Source organism: Shewanella septentrionalis (assembly GCF_025370265.1).
Taxonomy (GTDB): Bacteria; Pseudomonadota; Gammaproteobacteria; order Enterobacterales; family Shewanellaceae; genus Shewanella; species Shewanella hafniensis.
On the sequence record NZ_JAMTCC010000004.1, the window covers coordinates 153,119 to 172,061 of the forward strand.

An 18,943-nucleotide genomic window follows, 5' to 3' on the forward strand; every position below is an offset into this window, starting at 1 on the left:
AAGGCAGGCTTAAATCAAGCTGAAGACTAACTTAACGGGTACCGTATACCACGATTGTCTTACCATGAGCTTGGATTAAATTCTGTTCTTCTAACATCTTCAAGATACGACCCACAGTTTCCCGTGAACAGCCAACGATTTGGCCGATCTCTTGACGAGTGATCTTAATCTGCATGCCATCAGGATGCGTCATCGCATCAGGTTGTTTCGCCAGATGTAACAGCGTTTGGGCAATGCGGCCTGCCACGTCTAAGAATGCGAGGTTACCCACTTTCTGGCTGGTGCTTTGCAGGCGATAGGCCATTTGTGCAGACAGCTTCATCAGAATTTCAGGGTTAACTTGAATTAACTGTCTGAACTTTTTATATGAAATCTCAGCGATTTCACAAGCTTGTTTAGCACGAACCCATGCAGTACGTTCGGCTTGTTCTTCAAACAAACCTAGTTCACCGATAAAGTCACCTTGATTCAGATAAGAAAGGATCATCTCCTTACCTTCTTCATCTTTAATCAATACCGCTACAGAACCTTTTACTATGTAATAAAGAGTATCTGAATCTTCACCAGCATGAATAAGAGTGCTCTTTGCAGGGTACTTATGAATGTGACAGTGTGATAAAAACCATTCCAAAGTTGGATCAGGTTTTGGCTTACCAATCAGAGCCATGTTGGTGTTCCTCGATTGATTAAAACGAAAGTAAGAGTATTCTAAATAAGCATTTTACGTCAATTAAACTAACAAAAACTTGATGGAAGTCTTACTTTAGAATAAGTGAATAAATGCAATTAACCATCTAAAATTAGAGCTTATTTTGCTACTTTAGTGATTTAAGTCAACTAAATCGGCGTGAAACTCGCTGGATTCACTTAACTCTGTCGAGTTAATCACATCTTACCAGTCTAATTAAGCCGTTTTATTATAGATTATGGATAAAACAGGCCCCTAAATTACAGTATAAGATGTTTCACAGTTGAAATTAGCTGCTCATTTGCTTCAACTTCCCCCATTATCCTGAGGTTTGTGTGTATTTAGGCTCGACTTATGGGGTTAATTCTGGCTAACTTTGTGGGCAGTCGCTTTCAAGAGAGGTAAGCAAGTGAAATACAGATTATGGGTTTTAGGTGCAGGTTTAAGCTTAACCATTGGGCTGAGCTCTGCGGCGCACGCATTTTCTATCCCGCAGCCTGCTGCCGAACTCGCAGCCAGTAAGTTTGTGCATATACAGGTGACGGCAGAGCAAGGTGACGCCGATGCCCAATTTTTGCTGGGATTAATGTATCTTTCTGGGCGTTTTGTGGCGCAAGAAGTGCCCTCTGGTTTGCACTGGATTTCACTTGCCGCCGAGCAGCAACATGAAAAAGCCCAGCAAACCTTAGCTGACCTGTCTTTTGAAGGCCAATTGATCAAGCGTGACTTATCCGTTGCCGAGCATTGGTATCGAGCCTTGAGTGAGCAGGGCAGCCGTTGGGCACAATTCCGTTTAGGCTTTATTTATGCTTCTGGCGGCGATGGCGTGCAACGTAACTGTGGTAAAGCGGTCGAGCAATTTTCCCAAGTGGGTGATGATGTTGCCTTAGGTAATGTGGCGTGGATTTTAGCGACTTGCCCAGAAGCTGAGTATCGCGATGGTAATAAAGCGGTCGAGTTATCCTTAAAGTTACTCAAAGTGAATGAAAACGATCCGACAAATTTAGATAATCTGGCGGCGGCTTATGCCGAAGTCGGCGATTTTGGTGCGGCAATTTCGACGCAGCAAAAAGCGATAGAAGCGTTAAAGATGAGTGCCGAAATGACCAAGACAGATGAGTTTATGCAGCGCTTACAAACCTACGAACAAAAGCGTGCGTATCGCGAAACCTTACGCTTACTCGAATAAGGCATTGGTTATTGGAGCCCTTAAAGTAAGCCCTATTGGTTTATTCGCGCTTTAGTTGATGCATATAATGATAAATTGGAAAGCCTGAGTTAATACTCGGGCTTTTTTGTTTTTAACTCACGCTAACCGAGCGTCCAAGAATGTAGGATGTGATATTCCACACCCGTGCTTGTGCTGTTCGAATGATATAAATGCAAATGTTCGGGCGTTAACGTTAGCGTATTCATGTCCTTGAGTTGCAATAACGCCGACTCATCTAGCATCCATTGTTTTGCCTTCCTGAATAAACTGATGTGCGGGCAAAAGTGGTGTTCACTGCTATGTAATTGCAGGCGGCCTGCGATTGCTTGCGTCTGCTTAGCTAATTGCGCTAACGGCGGCTCAACGTCATCGCCTTTCAAGCAACAGACTTGGGCATTGGGCCATAAGTAGAGCTGGTTAAGCTGAACGCTGAATCTAGGCTTAGCTAAGCGGTCAATTGCATCAAGGAGGGCGATGCGTTGCTCGTCGTCCACTTGCCCTAAAAAGCAGAGCGTTAAATGCATATTACGGACGCTAACCGCTTTCGCCTCAGGATTAAGGTGGCAAATCAGTCGCTGTTGTAAATCACTCAGCCTTGTCATTTGTGCTGCGGTAGGCGCGAAGCCGAGAAATAGCCTTTGTTGCATCTGATTATCGTCCTTTGTGGCGTTCAACACGGATTATCTCTGGGAACACTTTGACGTTTAGCGTCTTTGAGCGTTAATCTAGTTGTTGAATTTATCGGCTAATTTGCGACTCAAGCAGACGTTTAATTTACTGTGAGCCTATACTCAATATACGTCGATAATACCTTAAATGGATTTTTAGGTAAGGAAGTCACTTTTCATGTTAGTAGGTTTAGCAAATCCACTCCAACAGGCTTTGGTAAGTATTTTTAGTGAGTCTCCGCTAGAAACCTTAGAGCAAAATGTTGACCGAGCACTTGAGACCATCACATTGCAGCTGCATTGTGACGGGGTATTTGTATTAACTGGCAGCCAGTCTCTGGATCGTTTACGCACGCGTAATTTGTATCTAAAACCCCAATTTGCCAAAGGCCAACAAACCCGAGTCTGGCCCTTGGCACGCATGCCATTCTTTCGCTCCCTTGTCCGCACCCCGCGACTATTAAATCTGCCCGATGTGAATACCTTGCCCGCCGATGCGCAGGCCGAGCGAGCCCTATTAAGGGACTGGGACGTGAAGAGTCTATTGGTATTGCCACCTGTGGTATTTGGCGAAACGCGTATTGCGCTGGGCGCAGTCAATTGCTCCGAGTGTTGCGAATGGAGCGAAGAGTTTATAAGTGAGTTTAACCACGCCGCTGTGATGATTGGCTCGGCGATGGAACTGACACGTATCGCCCTGAGCATGCTCGCCAGTGAGCATAAATACTGTGAAGTCTTCAATCAGTTACCCTTAGCCTGCGCCTTATTAGATAAATATAATCAATTGACTATGCTCAATAAAGTCGCCCTGCAAACGCTGCCAATCCAACATGGTTATGATTTATTCGACATGGTGCGTGAGGAAGAACATGCCATGTTAACTGATACCTTGCATGTGGTACGTGAAGGTGTGCTTGGTCAGGCTTGGTGTGAGTTACCGTTGAAATCTATCCATCAATTGGCTTGGTTGAAACTCAGTTTTAGCCAGATCAGTGGCGATAAAGATACCTTAGTCATGATTGCCGAAGATGTCAGTGAAAAGTATCGCCTAGCCGATGAGCTGTCGTTCCATGCCAATTATGATGCGCTCACAGGATTGCCCAATCGGTTGCATTTCGAAGCCCTATTAGAAAACCTGCTGCACGCCCACGACGATATGCCCATTTGCGTGGCGTTTCTCGATTTAGACCAATTCCAAGTCATCAACAATATCAGTGGCCATCAGGCGGGCGATAAGCTGCTTTGCCAAGTGGCCTTACGCTTAAAACAGCTCGTGCGTAAGGGCGATATCGTCGCCCGTTTAGGGGGGGATGAGTTTGGTATCTTGATGCATTACTGCAATGTGGACTCGGCAAAACAAATCGCAAAACGTATCTGTACCCAATTGGCGAATCATGAATTTATTTGGGAAGGTCGCAGCCACAATGTCAGTGTCAGCATGGGGATTGCTAAACTCGATAAAAAAGCCGCCGACATTTATACCGTGATGAGTCAGGCCGATGCTGCTTGTCGCTTGGCGAAGGATCAAGGCCGTAATGGCTGGCATTTATACAGTGCGAGCGATCCTAAAATGAACCGTCTTTATACCGAGATGATGGCGTCGGTGGACATAGTCGGCGCACTCGCGTTAAACCAATTTGAGCTTTATTTTCAAAGCATAGTGCCATTAAACCGCGAGGAGTCTGGTCTGCATTTAGAGATCTTACTGCGCATGGTGCAGGCCAACGGCACGATTGTGTCTCCAGCCATCTTCTTGCCCGCCGCCGAGCGATATAACTTAGCTTCTAAGGTCGACTTGTGGGTGATCGATAACTTGCTCAAGTGGGGCGGTTGCCATTTAGATATCTGGCAGCAATTGGATCTCGTGTCGGTGAATTTGTCGGCGACCTCTTTGGGCGACTTTGAGTTTATGAACTGGCTAGAAATGCGTTTGATGGCCGAACCTGAGCTGGTGGACAAGCTTTGCATCGAGATCACTGAAACCGCGGCCGTGAGTCAGCTCGATCAAGCGACAAAGTTACTCGATATACTGCGCCCGCTCAATTGCAAGTTAGCCCTCGATGACTTTGGGGCGGGCTTTTCTAGCTTCGCCTACCTTAAGCGCCTCAATGTGGACTTTGTGAAGGTGGATGGCCAGTTTGTGGTGAACATCTGCGAAGACAGTGCGGATCAAGCGATCGTTAAATCGATTTGCCAACTCGGCCAAGATATGGGCTTTGATGTGGTTGCCGAATTTGTCGAATCCCAAGATATTGGCCGGAAACTGCAAACCCTTGGCGTCGACTATGCCCAAGGTTACGCCATCAATAAACCGATACGGTTAGCTGAATTACAGTCTGGACTCAGTCAGCCTTGGCTCGAAAAACGTGAGACCTTTGCGGCCTATCCCCAACTCTAGTATTTGGTACACTTATCTACTGAGCTGGATTATGTTGCAGTGAAATGGTACTCACCGTCGATTGTTAGTACACTGACGGCCTGTGTTGGCCGCTGATGTCTTTTTCTTGAACTCTCTACCTATTCATAGCTTATTAGCACCGCTGCGTGCGGCTTTTTCTCGTCACGCTCAAGTGATCCTCGAGGCACCGACTGGTGCGGGTAAATCTACCGCGTTACCTTTGGCTATGTTGGATTGGCCAGAAATCAGCGGACGCATTTTAATGCTCGAACCGCGGCGTGTCGCGGCGCGCAGTGTGGCGCACTATATTGCCCATTGCCGCCAGCAAAAGGTGGGGCAAGAAGTGGGCTATCGCGTGCGCGGTGAAGCTAAAATCAGCGCCAATACCCGCTTAGAGATTGTCACCGAAGGCATACTCACGCGGATGATCCAGCAAGATCCCGAGTTGACTGGGATTGAGATGATCATCTTCGATGAAATTCATGAACGCCACCTCACTACCGATTTAGGCCTCGCCTTAGCGCTCGAAGTGCAAGCTTCACTGCGGGACGATTTAAAAATATTGGCCATGTCTGCCACCTTATCTGGCCTTGCCTTGGGCGAATTGATGCCAGAGGCCGTGACCTTGCACAGTGAAGGCCGCAGTTTTCCCGTTGAAGTTGAATATCACCCTGTGCCGACGCAGCAGCATTGGATCGATCATCTTGGCCGCTGCGTACTCGATCTGGTCTCGGCCAGTAGTGCCAACGTTGATAAAACGGCTAGCAATAATGCCGTGCTCGTTTTCTTACCTGGAAAAGGCGAAATCTCACGACTGCAGCAGTTTCTGCGTGAGCGCTTAGCCCAAGATGCCTTTCTGATTTGCCCCCTTTATGGTGAGCTTTCAGGTGCTGACCAAGATAGCGCGATTGCGGCAACTACAGATGGCAGGCGTAAAATCGTGCTAGCGACTAACGTGGCGGAGTCGAGCTTAACCATTGAAGGCATAGGGTTTGTCATCGACAGTGGCTATAAACGTCAGGCCAGTTTTAACCCTAAAACTGGCGTCACCCGCTTAGGTTTGAAACGTATTAGCCAAGCCTCGGCAACTCAGCGCAGTGGCCGCGCCGGACGTTTATCAGCGGGTGTGTGTGTGCGTTTGTGGAGCCAAGAAGAACATGGCCGCATGCTCAGGGCCGATGAACCCGAGATCAGCCAAGCGGATCTGGTGGCTATGGCCCACGATTGTGCTTACTGGGGCGCAAAATCCTTCAGCGACTTGATGTTGTTAACGCCGCCACCGAGTGTGAATGAGGCGCTGGCGTGGCAATTACTGCAGCGCTTAGGCATGGTCGATGGTGACAATAAACTCACTTCCCACGGTAAAGCGGCCTATGAGCTGGGGTGTCACCCAAGGCTTGCCCATATGTTATTGGGCGCGAAAAGCTTAGGCGCTGATTATGAGCAAACTGCGCAATTGGGCAGTTTGGCCTGTTTGCTGTCGGGGATTTTAGAAGCGCGCGGTTTGCCTAAAAAGGGCGCCGATATCATGAATTACTTGCACTTTGCCTGTCAGGGGCAAGCGGGACAGCAGGCAAAACAGTGGCAGAAAAAGCTCGGTTTAACTGCTGACTTAGTGAAAGTCGCGACCCATGCTCACCACAGTGATGTGGGATTATTGTTGGCACTGGCGTATCCAGATCGCATCGCCAAAGCCCGAGGCGTTGAGGGTTATCAATTAGCCAATGGGACTGGCGTGGTGTTAGCAGCCGAAGATGCCTTGTCGCAAACGCCTTGGATGGTGGTGGCGGATTTCCAAGAAACCGAAGGCCGAAACGCCGGACGGATTTACTTGGCGAGTCAGTTTCAGCCGAGCTTGTTCGATAGCGAGCTAAAAGACTTGCTGGAAATCCACGAGATTTGTGGTTGGGATGAGGGCAAAGGCCGAGTCATTGCCGAGCGCCAATACAAGGTCGGACAAATTTTAGTGAAAACCGAGACGATTACTAAGCCTGAACGCAAGCAAATTGTCGCGGCCTTACTGGGTTATATTCGCCAGCAAGGATTACAAATTCTCAATTGGAACGCTAACTTAGAGCAGTTTCAATACAGACTCAAACTCGCGACTGAGTTTGACGCGGGCAGTGATTGGCCTAAGGTCGATGATGGGGCGTTATTAGCGAGCCTAGAAACTTGGCTGGCGCCTTACCTCGAAAATGTGAATAATCTGCCGCAATTAGTTAAGCTCGATTGCTTTGGTTTTGTGGCAAACTGTTTGAGCTGGCAGCAGAAACAGCGACTGGACGAATTATTGCCAACCTCTTGGCCGTTAGTCACCGGCACCTCTGCGCCAATCGTATACGATGAGTCTGGGCGTGCGCTGCTACGAGTGCGTCTGCAAGAAACCTTTGGCATGGCACAAAGCCCTATGCTGGCGCAGGGCAAGCTAAAGGTGACGATGGAATTACTTTCTCCCGCTCAACGTCCATTGGCTTTGACGGCGGATTTAGCCAGTTTCTGGCAGGGACCTTATGTGGAAGTGAAAAAGGAAATGCGCGGCCGATATCCAAAACATCTGTGGCCGGACGATCCTGTGAATACACTACCAACAAAATTTACCAAGAAGAAAACCTTGGGTTTAGCTCAGCCATAGCTGTGACACTGGTTTTTTAATCGCGTGAAAACACGCCTTGATTTGCACCACGCTTGCTATCGTGGCTGATGTCTTTAAATGCATGAATGATGAAGTAGATATGACGACTAAGACGACAAAAAAAACACCCGCTTCCCGTAGGGCCAACAATGGCCGCGGTTTCTTTCGACGAGTTTGGTCAATCACTTGGAAATTAGCCTTAGCCGGATTAGCGGTAGTGACTTTCTACAGTATTTATCTCGATCAAATTATTGCGCAAAAATTTGAAGGTCAAAAATGGCACTTGCCCGCGCAGGTGTTCAGCCGTTCTATGGCGCTGTATCCAGGTGCGGCGGTCAGCCATCCGCAAATGATGGCTGAGCTTAAGTTGCTCGGCTATCGCAAAGTCGCGAATCCACGCCAAGTGGGAGAGTTTTCGGCATCAAGCACTCGTATCGAATTGTGGCGTCGACCGTTCTTGCATCCTGAAGGCGATCAAGTCGAACAAAGAGTCATGATAAGCTTCGACAGCAATGGCGTTAGCTCAGTCACCCGAGTGTCGGACAAACGCCAGCTTGCTGTGTTCCATCTTGAGCCTGTGTTACTCGATCGCATTATTACTGGCGACGGCGAAGACAGGTTGTTTGTGCCGACCGAAGAAATGCCTAAGTCGATTGTGCAGGCGTTACTTCTGGTGGAAGACCGTAGCTTTTACGAACACCATGGAGTGAATCCTTTCGCGATTGCGCGCGCGGCTTTTGTAAACATCAGCGCCGGTCGCACAGTGCAAGGCGGCTCGACGTTAACCCAGCAGTTAGCGAAAAACTTTTTCCTATCGAGTGAGCGTTCATTACTCCGTAAAGTGCGCGAAGCCTTGATGGCAGTGATTATCGATTTTCGTTACAGCAAGGATGAAATCCTCGAAGCCTATCTTAACGAAGTGTATATGGGGCAGGATAAATCCCGCGCCGTTCATGGTATGGGTTTGGCTTCACGTTTCTATTTCGGCCGTCCTATCAGTGAGTTGACTATCGCTCAGCAGGCATTTTTAGTGGCGACGATTAAGGGACCGTCTTACTACAATCCATGGCGATATCCGGAGCGCATTCAAGAGCGTCGCGATCTGGTATTGCGTTTACTCATGGATGCGGGCGATTTAACCACGGCCGAGTATAAGGCGGCGGTAGAGTCACCTCTGGCGATCCGTAATCTGAATAAACCCGCACATCAAAAACTGCCTTCTTTCTTCGCCCTAGTAAAACAGGAGGTGAACGATCGTTATGGTGATGCGTTACTGAAGCAATCTGGGGTAAAAATTTATACCACGCTCGATCCTATGGCCCAAGAAGCGGCAGAAAAAGCGGTCACTCAAACCCTTAAGAGTTTAGATAAGAGTAATAAGTCATTACAGGTGGGCATGGTAGTGACCGACAAATACACGGGTGGTATCGCGGCTATGGTCGGTGATAAAACCCCAGGATTTGACGGCTTTAACCGCGCAGTTGAAATTCGTCGCCCGATTGGCTCGTTAATTAAGCCTTTTGTGTACGCCACTGCATTGGCACCTAATAGCCAATTTACCTTAGCTACCCCCCTTAAAGATCAGCCTATTACCTTAAAAAATGAACAAGGTAAGACATGGTCACCGCAAAATTTCGATAAGAAGTTCAGCGGCCAAGTGCCTTTATTAACGGCGCTGAAAAAGTCGATGAACGTCCCGACTGTGAATCTTGGGATTGCGGTGGGCGTGGATGCGGTTGCGACAACCTTAGCTAAGTCGGGTTGGCAGGAGCCGTTAAACGAGTATCCTTCTATGTTACTCGGTGCCGTCAATGGTTCGCCATTAATGGTGGCGCAGGTGTACCAAACCTTAGCCGATAGTGGGGTTTATCGTAAATTAACCACAGTGACGGCTGTGTTAGATGCAGATAAAAATCCATTACCTGTAACACGATTACCTAAAGAGCAGGCTATTTCACCCGATACTGATTTTTTGATCCAGTACGCTATGCAGCAAGTGGTGAATACAGGCACAGCGACGCGCTTAGGCAATGCCTTCCCTGGCGTTGGACTGGCGGGTAAAACAGGCACAAGTAACGACAGCCGCGACTCTTGGTTTGCGGGCTTTGATGAGCGTAATGTTGCTGCTATTTGGGTGGGGCGTGATGATAACGGCAAAACCAGCTTGTATGGCAGCAGTGGCGCCATGGCCGTGTATCTTGCCTTCTTAAAGGAACGTCCACCTATTAGTTTGCGTTCTATCCAAGTGAATGGCGTCGTGAAGGGCTTTTTTGACCGAGATACCGGCGTGGCGAAGGAGTCTGATTGCAGTAATGTTGATGCGCTTCCGGCATTAACCGCGACTTATCGTCCGGTGAATAACTGCGGTGAGCCTTTGCAATGGTGGCAGAAAATACTCGGCCAATAGGCTCGATAATCGACCAATCACTCACGCATTTGTGCGTTGAATATAAAATCTTAAGTAGTAGAACCTATGCGAATGGAAATGGCGTTATCGAGAGTACAGGCGTGACGCCATCTTCCCTTAGCCTAGGTCGTTAACCCAAAGTGAGAAATAACATGTTTAAAACCGCTGCCGCCGTGCATATTTTAGTGAAACACAAAGAGCAGGCTGAGGATATTGTTAAGCAGCTGAATAATGGCGCTAATTTTGCGGTACTCGCCAAGCGTTTTTCCTCTTGCCCTTCGGCCAAAAAAGGCGGTGATTTGGGCGAGTTTAAAAAAGGCCAAATGGTGCCACAGTTTGATAAAGTCGCTTTCTCGGGCGAGTTATTAGTGCCGCACATAGTTAAAACTAAGTTTGGCTGGCATGTGGTTAAAGTGCTGTATCGCACTTAATACCGCAGCAATAAGTCGCAATGTAGCGTCTTATAGCCGCACGTCATTTTCGGCTAATTAAATGGATTGGAATATTAAGGAGCGATGGGCATGACCTTTAGTTTTAATACCGAAGATGCGAGCCAAGTTTGCGTGGGAGCATTTGCGCTGGCGGTGCCCGTGGCGTTTTCAGAGGAAGCCTGGCACCTCGGCGAAACCTTGCCTGTGCTCAATATCGCCATGCTCTTTAGTTTATCTTTGTTATTTCTAGGGGTTTTTACTTACCACAGCGTGTTCCAACAGAATATTCGTGCCCGAGTCCCTGTGTTTATTTTCCGCATCATGGTGGCGTATTTGCTCACCGCGCTGGTGGTTTTCCTCGTCTTGCTGTGTCTCGATAAAGTGCCATTTTTTGAAGATCCACTAACCTCGATCAAACGGATCATCGTCATCACTATGCCTGCCTCCATGGGCGCTATTGTTGTGGATAGCTTCGATAAGGAATGATGCGCCTTAGCTAAACCTCATGACTTTTGTCACTGGTGGATAAGCGTTATTTTGCGCATACTCATTGCCATATTCTGACTTTGAGCTATATCTAGAGTCGAAATAAGCCTGATTTTTTAGCCTGATAACAATAGCGCCAATCGATAAAGGAAATGACTATGAATACCGGAGCCCTCGCTTTACTTATCCCGATCCTCGCCATTGTTGGCGGATATGTGGTGGCGATTATGAAAATTCGCGACAAGCAAGGGGTGTCCAGCCGAGCGCAAGAGGCTGAAAATCAAGCCATGCGGGCCGAGTTAGCCACACTGCGTCAACGCGTCGAAGTGCTAGAACAACTTGTTACTGACGATAGTTTTCAATTGAAGCGAGAATTTAAACAAGTCTAACTATTTGTTCCTTATCCAATGGAAGACGTTAGCCTGTTAACCTAAGTTAATACCCTTGTAATGTGTTTGGCTTTACAAATGTGGTCATGGTGTTACTTTGTACGTCTTCCGTGGGATCAAGTCATCGGGTGAGTTAAATACCTAATTTAAGGTAGACTCGTGATAATTTTGTTATCCATCCCTGTATTGAGTTATTACAAATAGAGTTTATATGTTTCTAGCGCCTTATTTTTCCGAGCAAAATCAAGCTATTTCCGTATCCGCACAACAAGCCAGCGACTTCGCGAAGAAAATTGCGCAGGACTTTAATCCCATACACGATGTGGGCGCAAAACGCTTTTGTGTGCCGGGAGATTTACTGTTTGCCTTAGTATTGACTCAATATGGCCTGAGTCAGAGCATGAAATTTAGCTTTGCGGGTATGGTGGGCGATAGCGTCGAACTGCAATTCCCAGAACAAGTGAGCGAGAGTTTTTCGATTCGCGATAGCCGCGAAAAAAACTATCTTAATGTGAGTCGCCAAGGCGATGTAAGTTGTTGCGATGCGCAGACCGAATCCTTTATTCGTCAATATGTTGCCTTCTCTGGACATAATTTTATCGATATCCTTATCCCTTTGATGAAACAACATCAAGTGATGATCAACCCAGACCGACCTTTAGTGATTTACGAAAGCATGTCGTTTGACTTAACCACCCTCGATTTTGTGCAAGTGACCTTATCACTCGTTGGCCAAGATTTAAAAATCGACGGTAAACGTGGCGATGTGACATTGCACTTTGAATTACACAGTGGCGATACTCTTGTCGGTACAGGTATTAAAACTTTAGTCATGAGTGGTTTACGTCCTTACGACGAGGCGCTGGCGCAGCAAATGTGCGCCAACTATGAAGGTCGTAAAACCGATTATTAATTGACGTAACAATCACATGGCGTTTTATCGGTAGATAAAGCGCCATGTGATCCTTGATAGCGCGATGAACTAGCTTACATATTACAGTTAATCAATCGATAGTTGAGAGACTGTTTTTGAAACGTTTTCTGCTCCGTTGCGTATTTCTCCCATCACCAAAGTGACCTCGGCTAATTGTTGTTTCCCTTCCTGTGCGATACCTTCAACTTCGTTCATCATACTCGTTGCACTTGTGGTGAGCTGGGTATTTTTAGTGACGACGGCGGCAATTTCACTGGTTGATTTACTGGTTCTGGAAGCGAGCTGCCTCACTTCATCGGCGACAACCGCAAAACCTCGGCCTTGTTCACCCGCACGCGCGGCCTCAATCGCGGCATTTAATGCCAGCAAATTGGTTTGATCGGCAATCGAGCTAATGGTCGCGACTATGGCTTGAATACTTTGGGATTGCTCATTCAGTTGAGTAATCGCCTGAGTCGTTTTATGGGTTTGTTCAGCAATGGCATTGGAGGTATTGACGGTCGCATTAAGCAACTTAACACCTTGTTCCGCTTGCTCAACGGTGCGTTGCGATGTGGTGAGTGCAATATTTGCGGCTTCACGCACAGCGTGGCTTTGCTCGATCCGCTTGCTGATATCACTGGCGAACTTAACAACTTTAACGACCTTTCCATGCTCATCCATAATGGGATTGTAAGCCGCCTCCAGCCAAATTGAGTCCCCATAGGCATTTTTGCGCTCAAATAGCCCTTTGCTATAGCGACCTTGCTTAAGCTCGTCCCAAAAGTGTGGATTTTGTCGATAAAATTCATCAAAACAGAAAATTCTATGATGCTTACCCAAGATCTGTTCTTTGCTGTATCCCATTGTTTTTAAAAAGTTGGCATTTGCCTTCAGGATAGTGCCATCTGGGGTAAATTCAATAATAGCTTGGGAGCGATTTAGGGCATCAAAGATGGCAGGTTGATCGTCAAGCTGTTGCTTATATTGGGTAATTTCAGAAGCCGTTTTCATTATCTTCACGACTTTGCCCGCCTGTTTTACAGGAAAGTAAGTCGCTCTTAGCCAGATTTCTTGGCCATTTTTATTCACTCGCGCGAAATGTCCCTCCTGTGGATGACCGGCTTTTAAATTACTCCAAAATTGTTGGTATGCAGGAGAATTAGCATAGGTCGCTGAGCAAAACAGCTTATGGTGTTGACCAACAACTTCAGTAAGTGAATAACCGACTACTTTTAAAAACAAGGCATTCGCATCGAGCACTTTTCCTTCAGGCGTAAATTCTACCGTGGCAATACTTTGCTTAATGGCGTCGATGACCGACTCCGCTTCTTGGCGCTTGTTTTCGCTCACTTCTAGGCTTTTACGTAATGAAGAATTGAACACTGGGATACTCCTGATGAGCTTAACTGACTCAGAAACCGCTGGTCTTTATTGAAAGCTCGATATAACGAGCTGGATACACAGATAAATATAGCTGTGATTTTAATGTGTGGTTTATTTCTATGAAACACGTTATCGGGATCTATATACCTAAATTGAGCAAAAGAAGATCACTTTTCTTTGGTTTTAGCTCGACTAGGCTTTGGTTTTAGCCCGACCAGACGTAGCGGCAGAGCGGATAACGAATTTTAGCATGCGATTCGGGTTAGTTAGGTTGAATGAATGCCATAAAAAAGCTGCCAATGGCAGCTTCTTAAGTGTTATCTATGTTCGGCGGTTAGCTTAGTTTTTCAATTTTAGCGGGTAGACCTTGTCTTGCCGAGGCGCCACTTGCCCAGTCTACCAGCGGATAGCGGCCATGACGACTGGGATCGAATAGATTTAAGTCGTTCATGTTGATCCCGACTCGGATCAGCGGATTGGCGACGATTTTAATCTCGTCAATCACAGTGTCCCGCGCGCCGAGTTCTTTATGGCCATAACCGTGTTCGATAGCGATGCAGTCTGGGTGCACTCCGGCAACACATTCCACTAAGGCAATCACGCTGCCGTTGGGCGTGCTGATTTTTACTGTGTCGCCCGTGCTGATCCCAAGGCGAGCGGCGGTTTTCTCGTTCAGTCGCACCGGATTATTAGGGTGTACTTGGCGTAAACGATCCGAGCCAATACTCATAGAGCTCATGGTATGGGACTTGTAGCTGCTGATCAGTAAAGGCCACTGTGATTTATCAAACGCCTTATCGAGCGGCGTGCCATCGGCCAAGGCGGGTTGATATAAGCGCGGACAACCACTCATAAATTCCCCTGTTAGGCTGTTGCGGCGACTGCCGACGTCGGGATTCCACAGCATCATAGGTTTAGGCCAGACTTTACTCGGATTCCCCATGTCATCGCGTGCACCGCGCATTTCTTCAAAACGGCCGCCGCGAGCAAATAAGTAACTGACTTTTTTGACTTCATCTGGCTTGAGTCTAGCGTTGAGCTCACTTTGAATGCGGCTTACACCGCTAAGATACATGTCCTCGGCGTTGATATCGGCGACGGCTTTACCTAAATAGGCCACGTTGGCGGCGCCGTAAAGTGAGTAATCCGCTGCGCGCGTTAACGGATGTAAGCTGCCATCGGCGGCCTTAATGGCATTTTCGCCAAAGCCGGGTAATTGCAACTTCATCGCCACTTGGCTCAAGAAAGACTCCATGCACACCACGTCACCACTGGCCATTTTCGCGACTCTTGGCTCGACAATCGGCCAACGACCTGTGGCAACTTTGGTTAGTGTGCCTTGCCATGCTGAGGTCCAACCCCAAGACTCGTACGTTAACGTGTCGGGCACAATGTAATCCGACAGCGCCGAGGTTTCGTTGATAAAGCTGTCGATGCTGATAAACAGCGGCAGCACCTTAGGATCTTTCAGTTGTTCACCAATAGCTTCCCCTAAACCCGCTTGACCATAAATCGGATTGCCCATGTGGTTAATCCATGCTTTGAGTCGATAGGGATAACCGTGCACCGCCGCGGTTAAATGTTCGCCCAATAAGGGCGATGAAATCGGAAACCAAGGCTCCTTAGCAGGATAAGGCGATTCGCCCGCTTCGACTTTACGGCGATACTCTGAGGTTTTCTCGTAGGGGAATTTAGAGCGCGATAGGAAAACGCCCTTAGGTTCGACCATGCCGTCAAACTCCTGCAGATTATACTTTGGGCCTTTACCAAAGGCGGGGAAGGAACCGCCGGAGGCTAATGCGCCGCCCTTCAAATTGATGTTACCTATCATGGCGTTGAGCATCATGATCGCCCACGCGCTATAGAAACCATTGGCGCTCATTGTGCCGCCGTGGGAGATCACCGCAGCCTTAGTGCCATGGCTGGTGAATTTATCTGCGAGGGCAATAATCTGCGCTTCGCTGATATCGCACTCCTTGGCATAGTGTGCCATTTCGAAGCTGTGCGCCGCTTCGCTTAACAGTTTGAAGCTGGATTTAACCGCAATCGCCCCCTTAGGTGTGTCGACGCTTTGATTAACGTCGAGCTTGGCTTTTTGACTTTGGCTAGCAAAAACTACCTCGCCACTCGTTGCATCGACAACCAACTGCGAGTCCTCCTCGCCGTAGGCTTTGCCGTCGAAAGGTAAGCCAAGATCGCTGGCAAAAAGATACTGGCCATATCTTGGATGGGTGGGCTCGCTGATTATCAAGAAGCCTGCATTACTAAAGCCACGGTAACCTGATGCTTTTGCAGCATCGACATTGGGCGCACTCAAAAACTCAGCGGCATAGCGCTGGTTATCGATAATCCAGCGCAACATGCCCATGGCGAGGGCCGAGTCGGTGGCGGGGCGGATCGGCAGCCAAGTGTTGTTGCCCGCACAAGGTTGATTCGAGGTATTGGGCAGCATGGGCGACACCACCACATAACTGAAATTGCTGTTATTCACCCGCGCGTTTGCCAGTTGTCTCGCTTGGCGTTTAAAGGGATTGCCCGATTGCTGCGGCGAGGTGCCGATAAAGAGTAAAAATTCGCTATGGTCCCAATCGGGCTTCAAGTGGGCGTATTTTTTCAAATCATCCAATAAAGCGCCTGCACCAGCGCGGTAGGTAAACCCGCAATAGGCACCATGGTTGGCAAAGTTTCGCGTGCCAAAGCTGTTGAAGGTAAAACGTTTGATAATGGCATCGCGGCCTTCATCGGAGGCGTTCGAGACCAGTAACTGGTTGGCCTTAGGGCCGTATTCCGGATTATTGGCATCGAGCGGCGTGGCGATATCTCGAATCGCTCTTAAGCCTTCAACTTGGCCTTCGCCAAATAAATCACCGCCTTCGACGACTTCATTCAGCAACTGCTCAAAGCTAATGCTCTGCCATTGGCCACTGCCGCGCTTACCCACGCGCTTAAGGCATTGGGTAACACGATGCGGGCTATCCAATTGTTCTAACATGGCATTACCACGAGCGCAGGCGGTGGAACGCCCCTGTAGACCCTGTTCTTGAAAGGCGCTAAGCCCAACAAAGGCGGTTTTGATCGGTGTATCGAAATCGATATGTTCCCGCGATGACAGTGGGTGATAAGGATTACCGCTGATACGGATGATTTTATCGGTTTTTTGATCGATACGAGCGCGCACGCCGCATTTGGTCCAGCAACCTAAGCACATAGTATTGGCGATGCGTTGGTCGTCATTGCTGATCAGCTGACCTGACTGTAAATCGACTTTGTATTCAGGCGCTAAAGAATTGCCATGCAGTGGATCTTGGGTTGGTTTTCCTGAGGTACCATTGACGACACCTTTACCTATTTGCGCTAATGTATGGCTATAACCCGCGGCAAATAATCCCACACCACCCGTTACAGCGGCCCCTTTGATAAAACGACGTTTACTCTTATCCATGATGGACTCCTTAATTCTGTAAACTAATTGGGTGCTCAGCGAGCAAGTTTTGCCGCAGGCGTGTGGCGAATAAGTTCGGAGACCAGCGCCATTAATGCTAACCAAAGGCCGAAGGTACCGGCTATGCCTAATAGTCCTTCGGGTCCCCAAGGCAGTTGATAGAGGTAAGTCCCTGCGCCGTATTTAGGATCGGTTTGCGCTTGAATTAGCACTATCCAGCGAAATCCCCACGCGAGATGAATAGCCGTGAGGCTGACGATTAGCATTGCCACATTGGGTAAGTGGCGAATGGCGAGCATCAGTGCCAGCACGGCGAGTGTGACCAGCACCCAAATCGCAGCCAGTTGCCAACTTGGGCTGGTTTCAAGCAATAACGCGGCTTCAGGGGCCGAGCCCTTATCGAATAATGCCCAGCCGATAAGGCACAGGGCGAACAGACCAAAGCTAGCTCTTACCCAGAGTAATAGGCTGTCTTGGGTGCGCTGTTGGTAGCCTTTTAGTAGTCGATTCAACACAGCCAAAGTGCCGCAGACAGCGAGCAGGGCGCTCATCGCCATCAAAGGTGGTAGCCAATAGGTATGCCACAGTGGCCGCGCTTTAATGGCCATGGTTTCCATGCCAGTGTAGAGGGCAATACTGCAGGCACTCAGGGCCGTGATAATCGCGATCGGCTTGATGAATTTGTCACTGTTCCAATCACCGAATCTCAGTAATTGACCTATTTTACTCACCCAATCTGAGTCAGGGTTCGTGGTGCGCTTAGGCAAATATTGGCGCAATAGCAGCCAAGCAAATAGCGCGCTGCTGCCCGAAAATATCGGCAGTAAAAAGGCGCCATACCACATCCAAGAGTCAGGGCGAACTTGCGCATAAAAATGCCAAGCCCGCAGCGGTTGGTGTAAATCGGCGAGTAAGGCGATAGGCGCGACTATGCCTGCGGTTAACATTAAACAGGCGCATAGCTTCAGCAATCTGTCATCGGGTTGGGTTTGACTAAACAAATGTATCGTCGCGACCCATACGCTGGCGTAGGCGAGCCCCATCATAAAAAAGTATTGCACTGCCCAAGGTAGCCAAGTAATGGCGATATCTGGGGTAAAGATTTCTTTAATGACCATGGTGGATCTCCTCGCCAGTATCGGTAAGTAAGGTTCTAACCGGGGCTTGGCCGCTAATCTTGTGCTCAAAAGCGCTGCTCATGCCGATGTAGAACACGCGTGGTGAAGTATTGGCCGTGGGTTTGAGCACCTTGATATCGGTTTTGTTGGCGGCGAGCAGTTGGCTTATCTGACTGTTGGGATCGTTAAGATCGCCAATCACACGGGCTTCTCCCACGCAGGTTTCGACACAGGCGGGCAGTAATCCTGCATCTAACCTGTGGGCACAGAAGGTACATTTGTCGGCGGTATTAGTATCGTGGTTGATAAAGCGGGCATCGTAGGGACAGGCTTGCACGCAGTAGCCACAGCCAACGCACCATTCATTATTGACGACCACTATGCCGTCTTTGCGCTGGAAGGTCGCGCCCGTAGGACAAACGGGAATGCAGGGCGGGTTTTCGCAGTGATTACAAAGTCTTGGCAGCATTAAAAACGTAGGCGGCGTGGTATCTTCCTGCTGCGAAACTTCATACTGCTGCACTGTGGTGCGAAATTGCCCTAGGGGCGGTTGATTCTCGATAGTGCAAGCGACGGTACAGGCTTGGCAGCCCACGCAGCGGCGCAAGTCAATTACCATACCGTAACGTTTACCCACTTGGCCTTCGCAGGCAATGTGCATTTGAGTGCTGTGCTTATCATCCTGTGCATACACTTGCACCACAGGGATGAGTGCGGCGCCAACACTGACGCTAGCCATTTTACCGAGAAACTGACGTTTACTCTTGTCCATACA

At 48.4% G+C, this 18,943-nt stretch carries 14 protein-coding genes; 8 read left to right on the forward strand and 6 right to left on the reverse strand.

Annotation, left to right across the window (positions count from 1 at the left end):
• Positions 1–31: 31 nt before the first annotated feature.
• A complete protein-coding gene (gene crp, locus NE536_RS03675; protein ID WP_006080082.1) occupies positions 32–667 on the reverse strand; it encodes a cAMP-activated global transcriptional regulator CRP in 636 nt (211 codons plus the stop codon).
• Between the two features lie 430 nt (positions 668–1,097).
• Between crp and NE536_RS03680 the strand changes: the two genes are divergently transcribed.
• Positions 1,098–1,877, forward strand: coding sequence for a tetratricopeptide repeat protein (locus NE536_RS03680; RefSeq protein WP_011845736.1), 780 nt, complete (start codon positions 1,098–1,100; stop codon positions 1,875–1,877).
• Positions 1,878–1,999: 122 nt separating this feature from the next.
• Here NE536_RS03680 and thpR read toward each other — a convergent pair whose 3' ends face one another.
• The gene (thpR, locus tag NE536_RS03685) at positions 2,000–2,545 is read right to left on the reverse strand and encodes an RNA 2',3'-cyclic phosphodiesterase (RefSeq protein ID WP_261271827.1); all 546 of its coding nucleotides are present in this window, start codon (positions 2,543–2,545) and stop codon (positions 2,000–2,002) included.
• A 199-nt stretch (positions 2,546–2,744) separates the two neighbouring features.
• On the opposite strand from thpR, the gene NE536_RS03690 reads away from it, so the two are divergent.
• From NE536_RS03690 to NE536_RS03720, 7 genes are all read left to right on the forward strand, one after another.
• A complete protein-coding gene (locus tag NE536_RS03690; RefSeq protein WP_012588607.1) occupies positions 2,745–4,964 on the forward strand; it encodes a putative bifunctional diguanylate cyclase/phosphodiesterase in 2,220 nt (739 codons plus the stop codon).
• A gap of 82 nt (positions 4,965–5,046) precedes the next feature.
• Positions 5,047–7,596, forward strand: a complete 2,550-nt coding sequence (gene hrpB, locus NE536_RS03695) for an ATP-dependent helicase HrpB (protein ID WP_261271828.1) — start codon at positions 5,047–5,049, stop codon at positions 7,594–7,596.
• A gap of 82 nt (positions 7,597–7,678) precedes the next feature.
• On the forward strand, positions 7,679–10,003 hold the full coding sequence (gene mrcB / locus NE536_RS03700; protein ID WP_261271829.1) for a penicillin-binding protein 1B: 2,325 nt from the start codon (positions 7,679–7,681) through the stop codon (positions 10,001–10,003).
• Positions 10,004–10,155: 152 nt separating this feature from the next.
• Complete coding sequence (locus tag NE536_RS03705; RefSeq protein WP_006084190.1) at positions 10,156–10,434, forward strand: peptidylprolyl isomerase; 279 nt, start codon at positions 10,156–10,158, stop codon at positions 10,432–10,434.
• Between the two features lie 90 nt (positions 10,435–10,524).
• On the forward strand, positions 10,525–10,920 hold the full coding sequence (locus tag NE536_RS03710; RefSeq protein ID WP_106651668.1) for a DUF2391 family protein: 396 nt from the start codon (positions 10,525–10,527) through the stop codon (positions 10,918–10,920).
• A 158-nt stretch (positions 10,921–11,078) separates the two neighbouring features.
• On the forward strand, positions 11,079–11,309 hold the full coding sequence (locus NE536_RS03715; protein WP_106651667.1) for a hypothetical protein: 231 nt from the start codon (positions 11,079–11,081) through the stop codon (positions 11,307–11,309).
• Between the two features lie 211 nt (positions 11,310–11,520).
• Positions 11,521–12,222: a DUF3581 domain-containing protein gene (locus NE536_RS03720; protein ID WP_261271830.1), complete on the forward strand. Its 702-nt coding sequence runs from the start codon at positions 11,521–11,523 to the stop codon at positions 12,220–12,222.
• A gap of 87 nt (positions 12,223–12,309) precedes the next feature.
• Here the strand turns inward: NE536_RS03720 and NE536_RS22890 are convergent, their stop codons facing one another.
• The 4 genes from NE536_RS22890 to dsrO form a co-directional block, all read right to left on the reverse strand.
• Entirely contained in the window at positions 12,310–13,608 is a 1,299-nt protein-coding gene (locus tag NE536_RS22890) for a methyl-accepting chemotaxis protein (protein ID WP_311999470.1), read from the reverse strand.
• Between the two features lie 334 nt (positions 13,609–13,942).
• The gene (locus tag NE536_RS03735; RefSeq protein WP_261271831.1) at positions 13,943–17,050 is read right to left on the reverse strand and encodes a tetrathionate reductase subunit A; all 3,108 of its coding nucleotides are present in this window, start codon (positions 17,048–17,050) and stop codon (positions 13,943–13,945) included.
• 35 nt (positions 17,051–17,085) lie between these two features.
• The gene (gene nrfD, locus NE536_RS03740; protein WP_261271832.1) at positions 17,086–18,168 is read right to left on the reverse strand and encodes an NrfD/PsrC family molybdoenzyme membrane anchor subunit; all 1,083 of its coding nucleotides are present in this window, start codon (positions 18,166–18,168) and stop codon (positions 17,086–17,088) included.
• The gene (dsrO, locus tag NE536_RS03745) at positions 18,158–18,940 is read right to left on the reverse strand and encodes a sulfate reduction electron transfer complex DsrMKJOP subunit DsrO (RefSeq protein WP_261271833.1); all 783 of its coding nucleotides are present in this window, start codon (positions 18,938–18,940) and stop codon (positions 18,158–18,160) included. The genes nrfD and dsrO overlap by 11 nt, the downstream gene beginning before the upstream one ends.
• Positions 18,941–18,943: the final 3 nt, after the last annotated feature.

Excerpts from the sequence above, each read along its gene's own strand:
- NE536_RS03705 (WP_006084190.1), top strand. The coding sequence starts at position 10,156 with ATGTTTAAAACCGCTGCCGCCGTGCATATTTTAGTGAAACACAAAGAG.
- NE536_RS03690 (WP_012588607.1), top strand. The coding sequence starts at position 2,745 with ATGTTAGTAGGTTTAGCAAATCCACTCCAACAGGCTTTGGTAAGTATT.
- NE536_RS03710 (WP_106651668.1), top strand. The coding sequence starts at position 10,525 with ATGACCTTTAGTTTTAATACCGAAGATGCGAGCCAAGTTTGCGTGGGA.
- NE536_RS03720 (WP_261271830.1), top strand. The coding sequence starts at position 11,521 with ATGTTTCTAGCGCCTTATTTTTCCGAGCAAAATCAAGCTATTTCCGTA.
- nrfD (WP_261271832.1), bottom strand. The coding sequence starts at position 18,168 with ATGGTCATTAAAGAAATCTTTACCCCAGATATCGCCATTACTTGGCTA.
- thpR (WP_261271827.1), bottom strand. The coding sequence starts at position 2,545 with ATGCAACAAAGGCTATTTCTCGGCTTCGCGCCTACCGCAGCACAAATG.
- crp (WP_006080082.1), bottom strand. The coding sequence starts at position 667 with ATGGCTCTGATTGGTAAGCCAAAACCTGATCCAACTTTGGAATGGTTT.
- NE536_RS03735 (WP_261271831.1), bottom strand. The coding sequence starts at position 17,050 with ATGGATAAGAGTAAACGTCGTTTTATCAAAGGGGCCGCTGTAACGGGT.
- dsrO (WP_261271833.1), bottom strand. The coding sequence starts at position 18,940 with ATGGACAAGAGTAAACGTCAGTTTCTCGGTAAAATGGCTAGCGTCAGT.
- NE536_RS03715 (WP_106651667.1), top strand. The coding sequence starts at position 11,079 with ATGAATACCGGAGCCCTCGCTTTACTTATCCCGATCCTCGCCATTGTT.
- mrcB (WP_261271829.1), top strand. The coding sequence starts at position 7,679 with ATGAATGATGAAGTAGATATGACGACTAAGACGACAAAAAAAACACCC.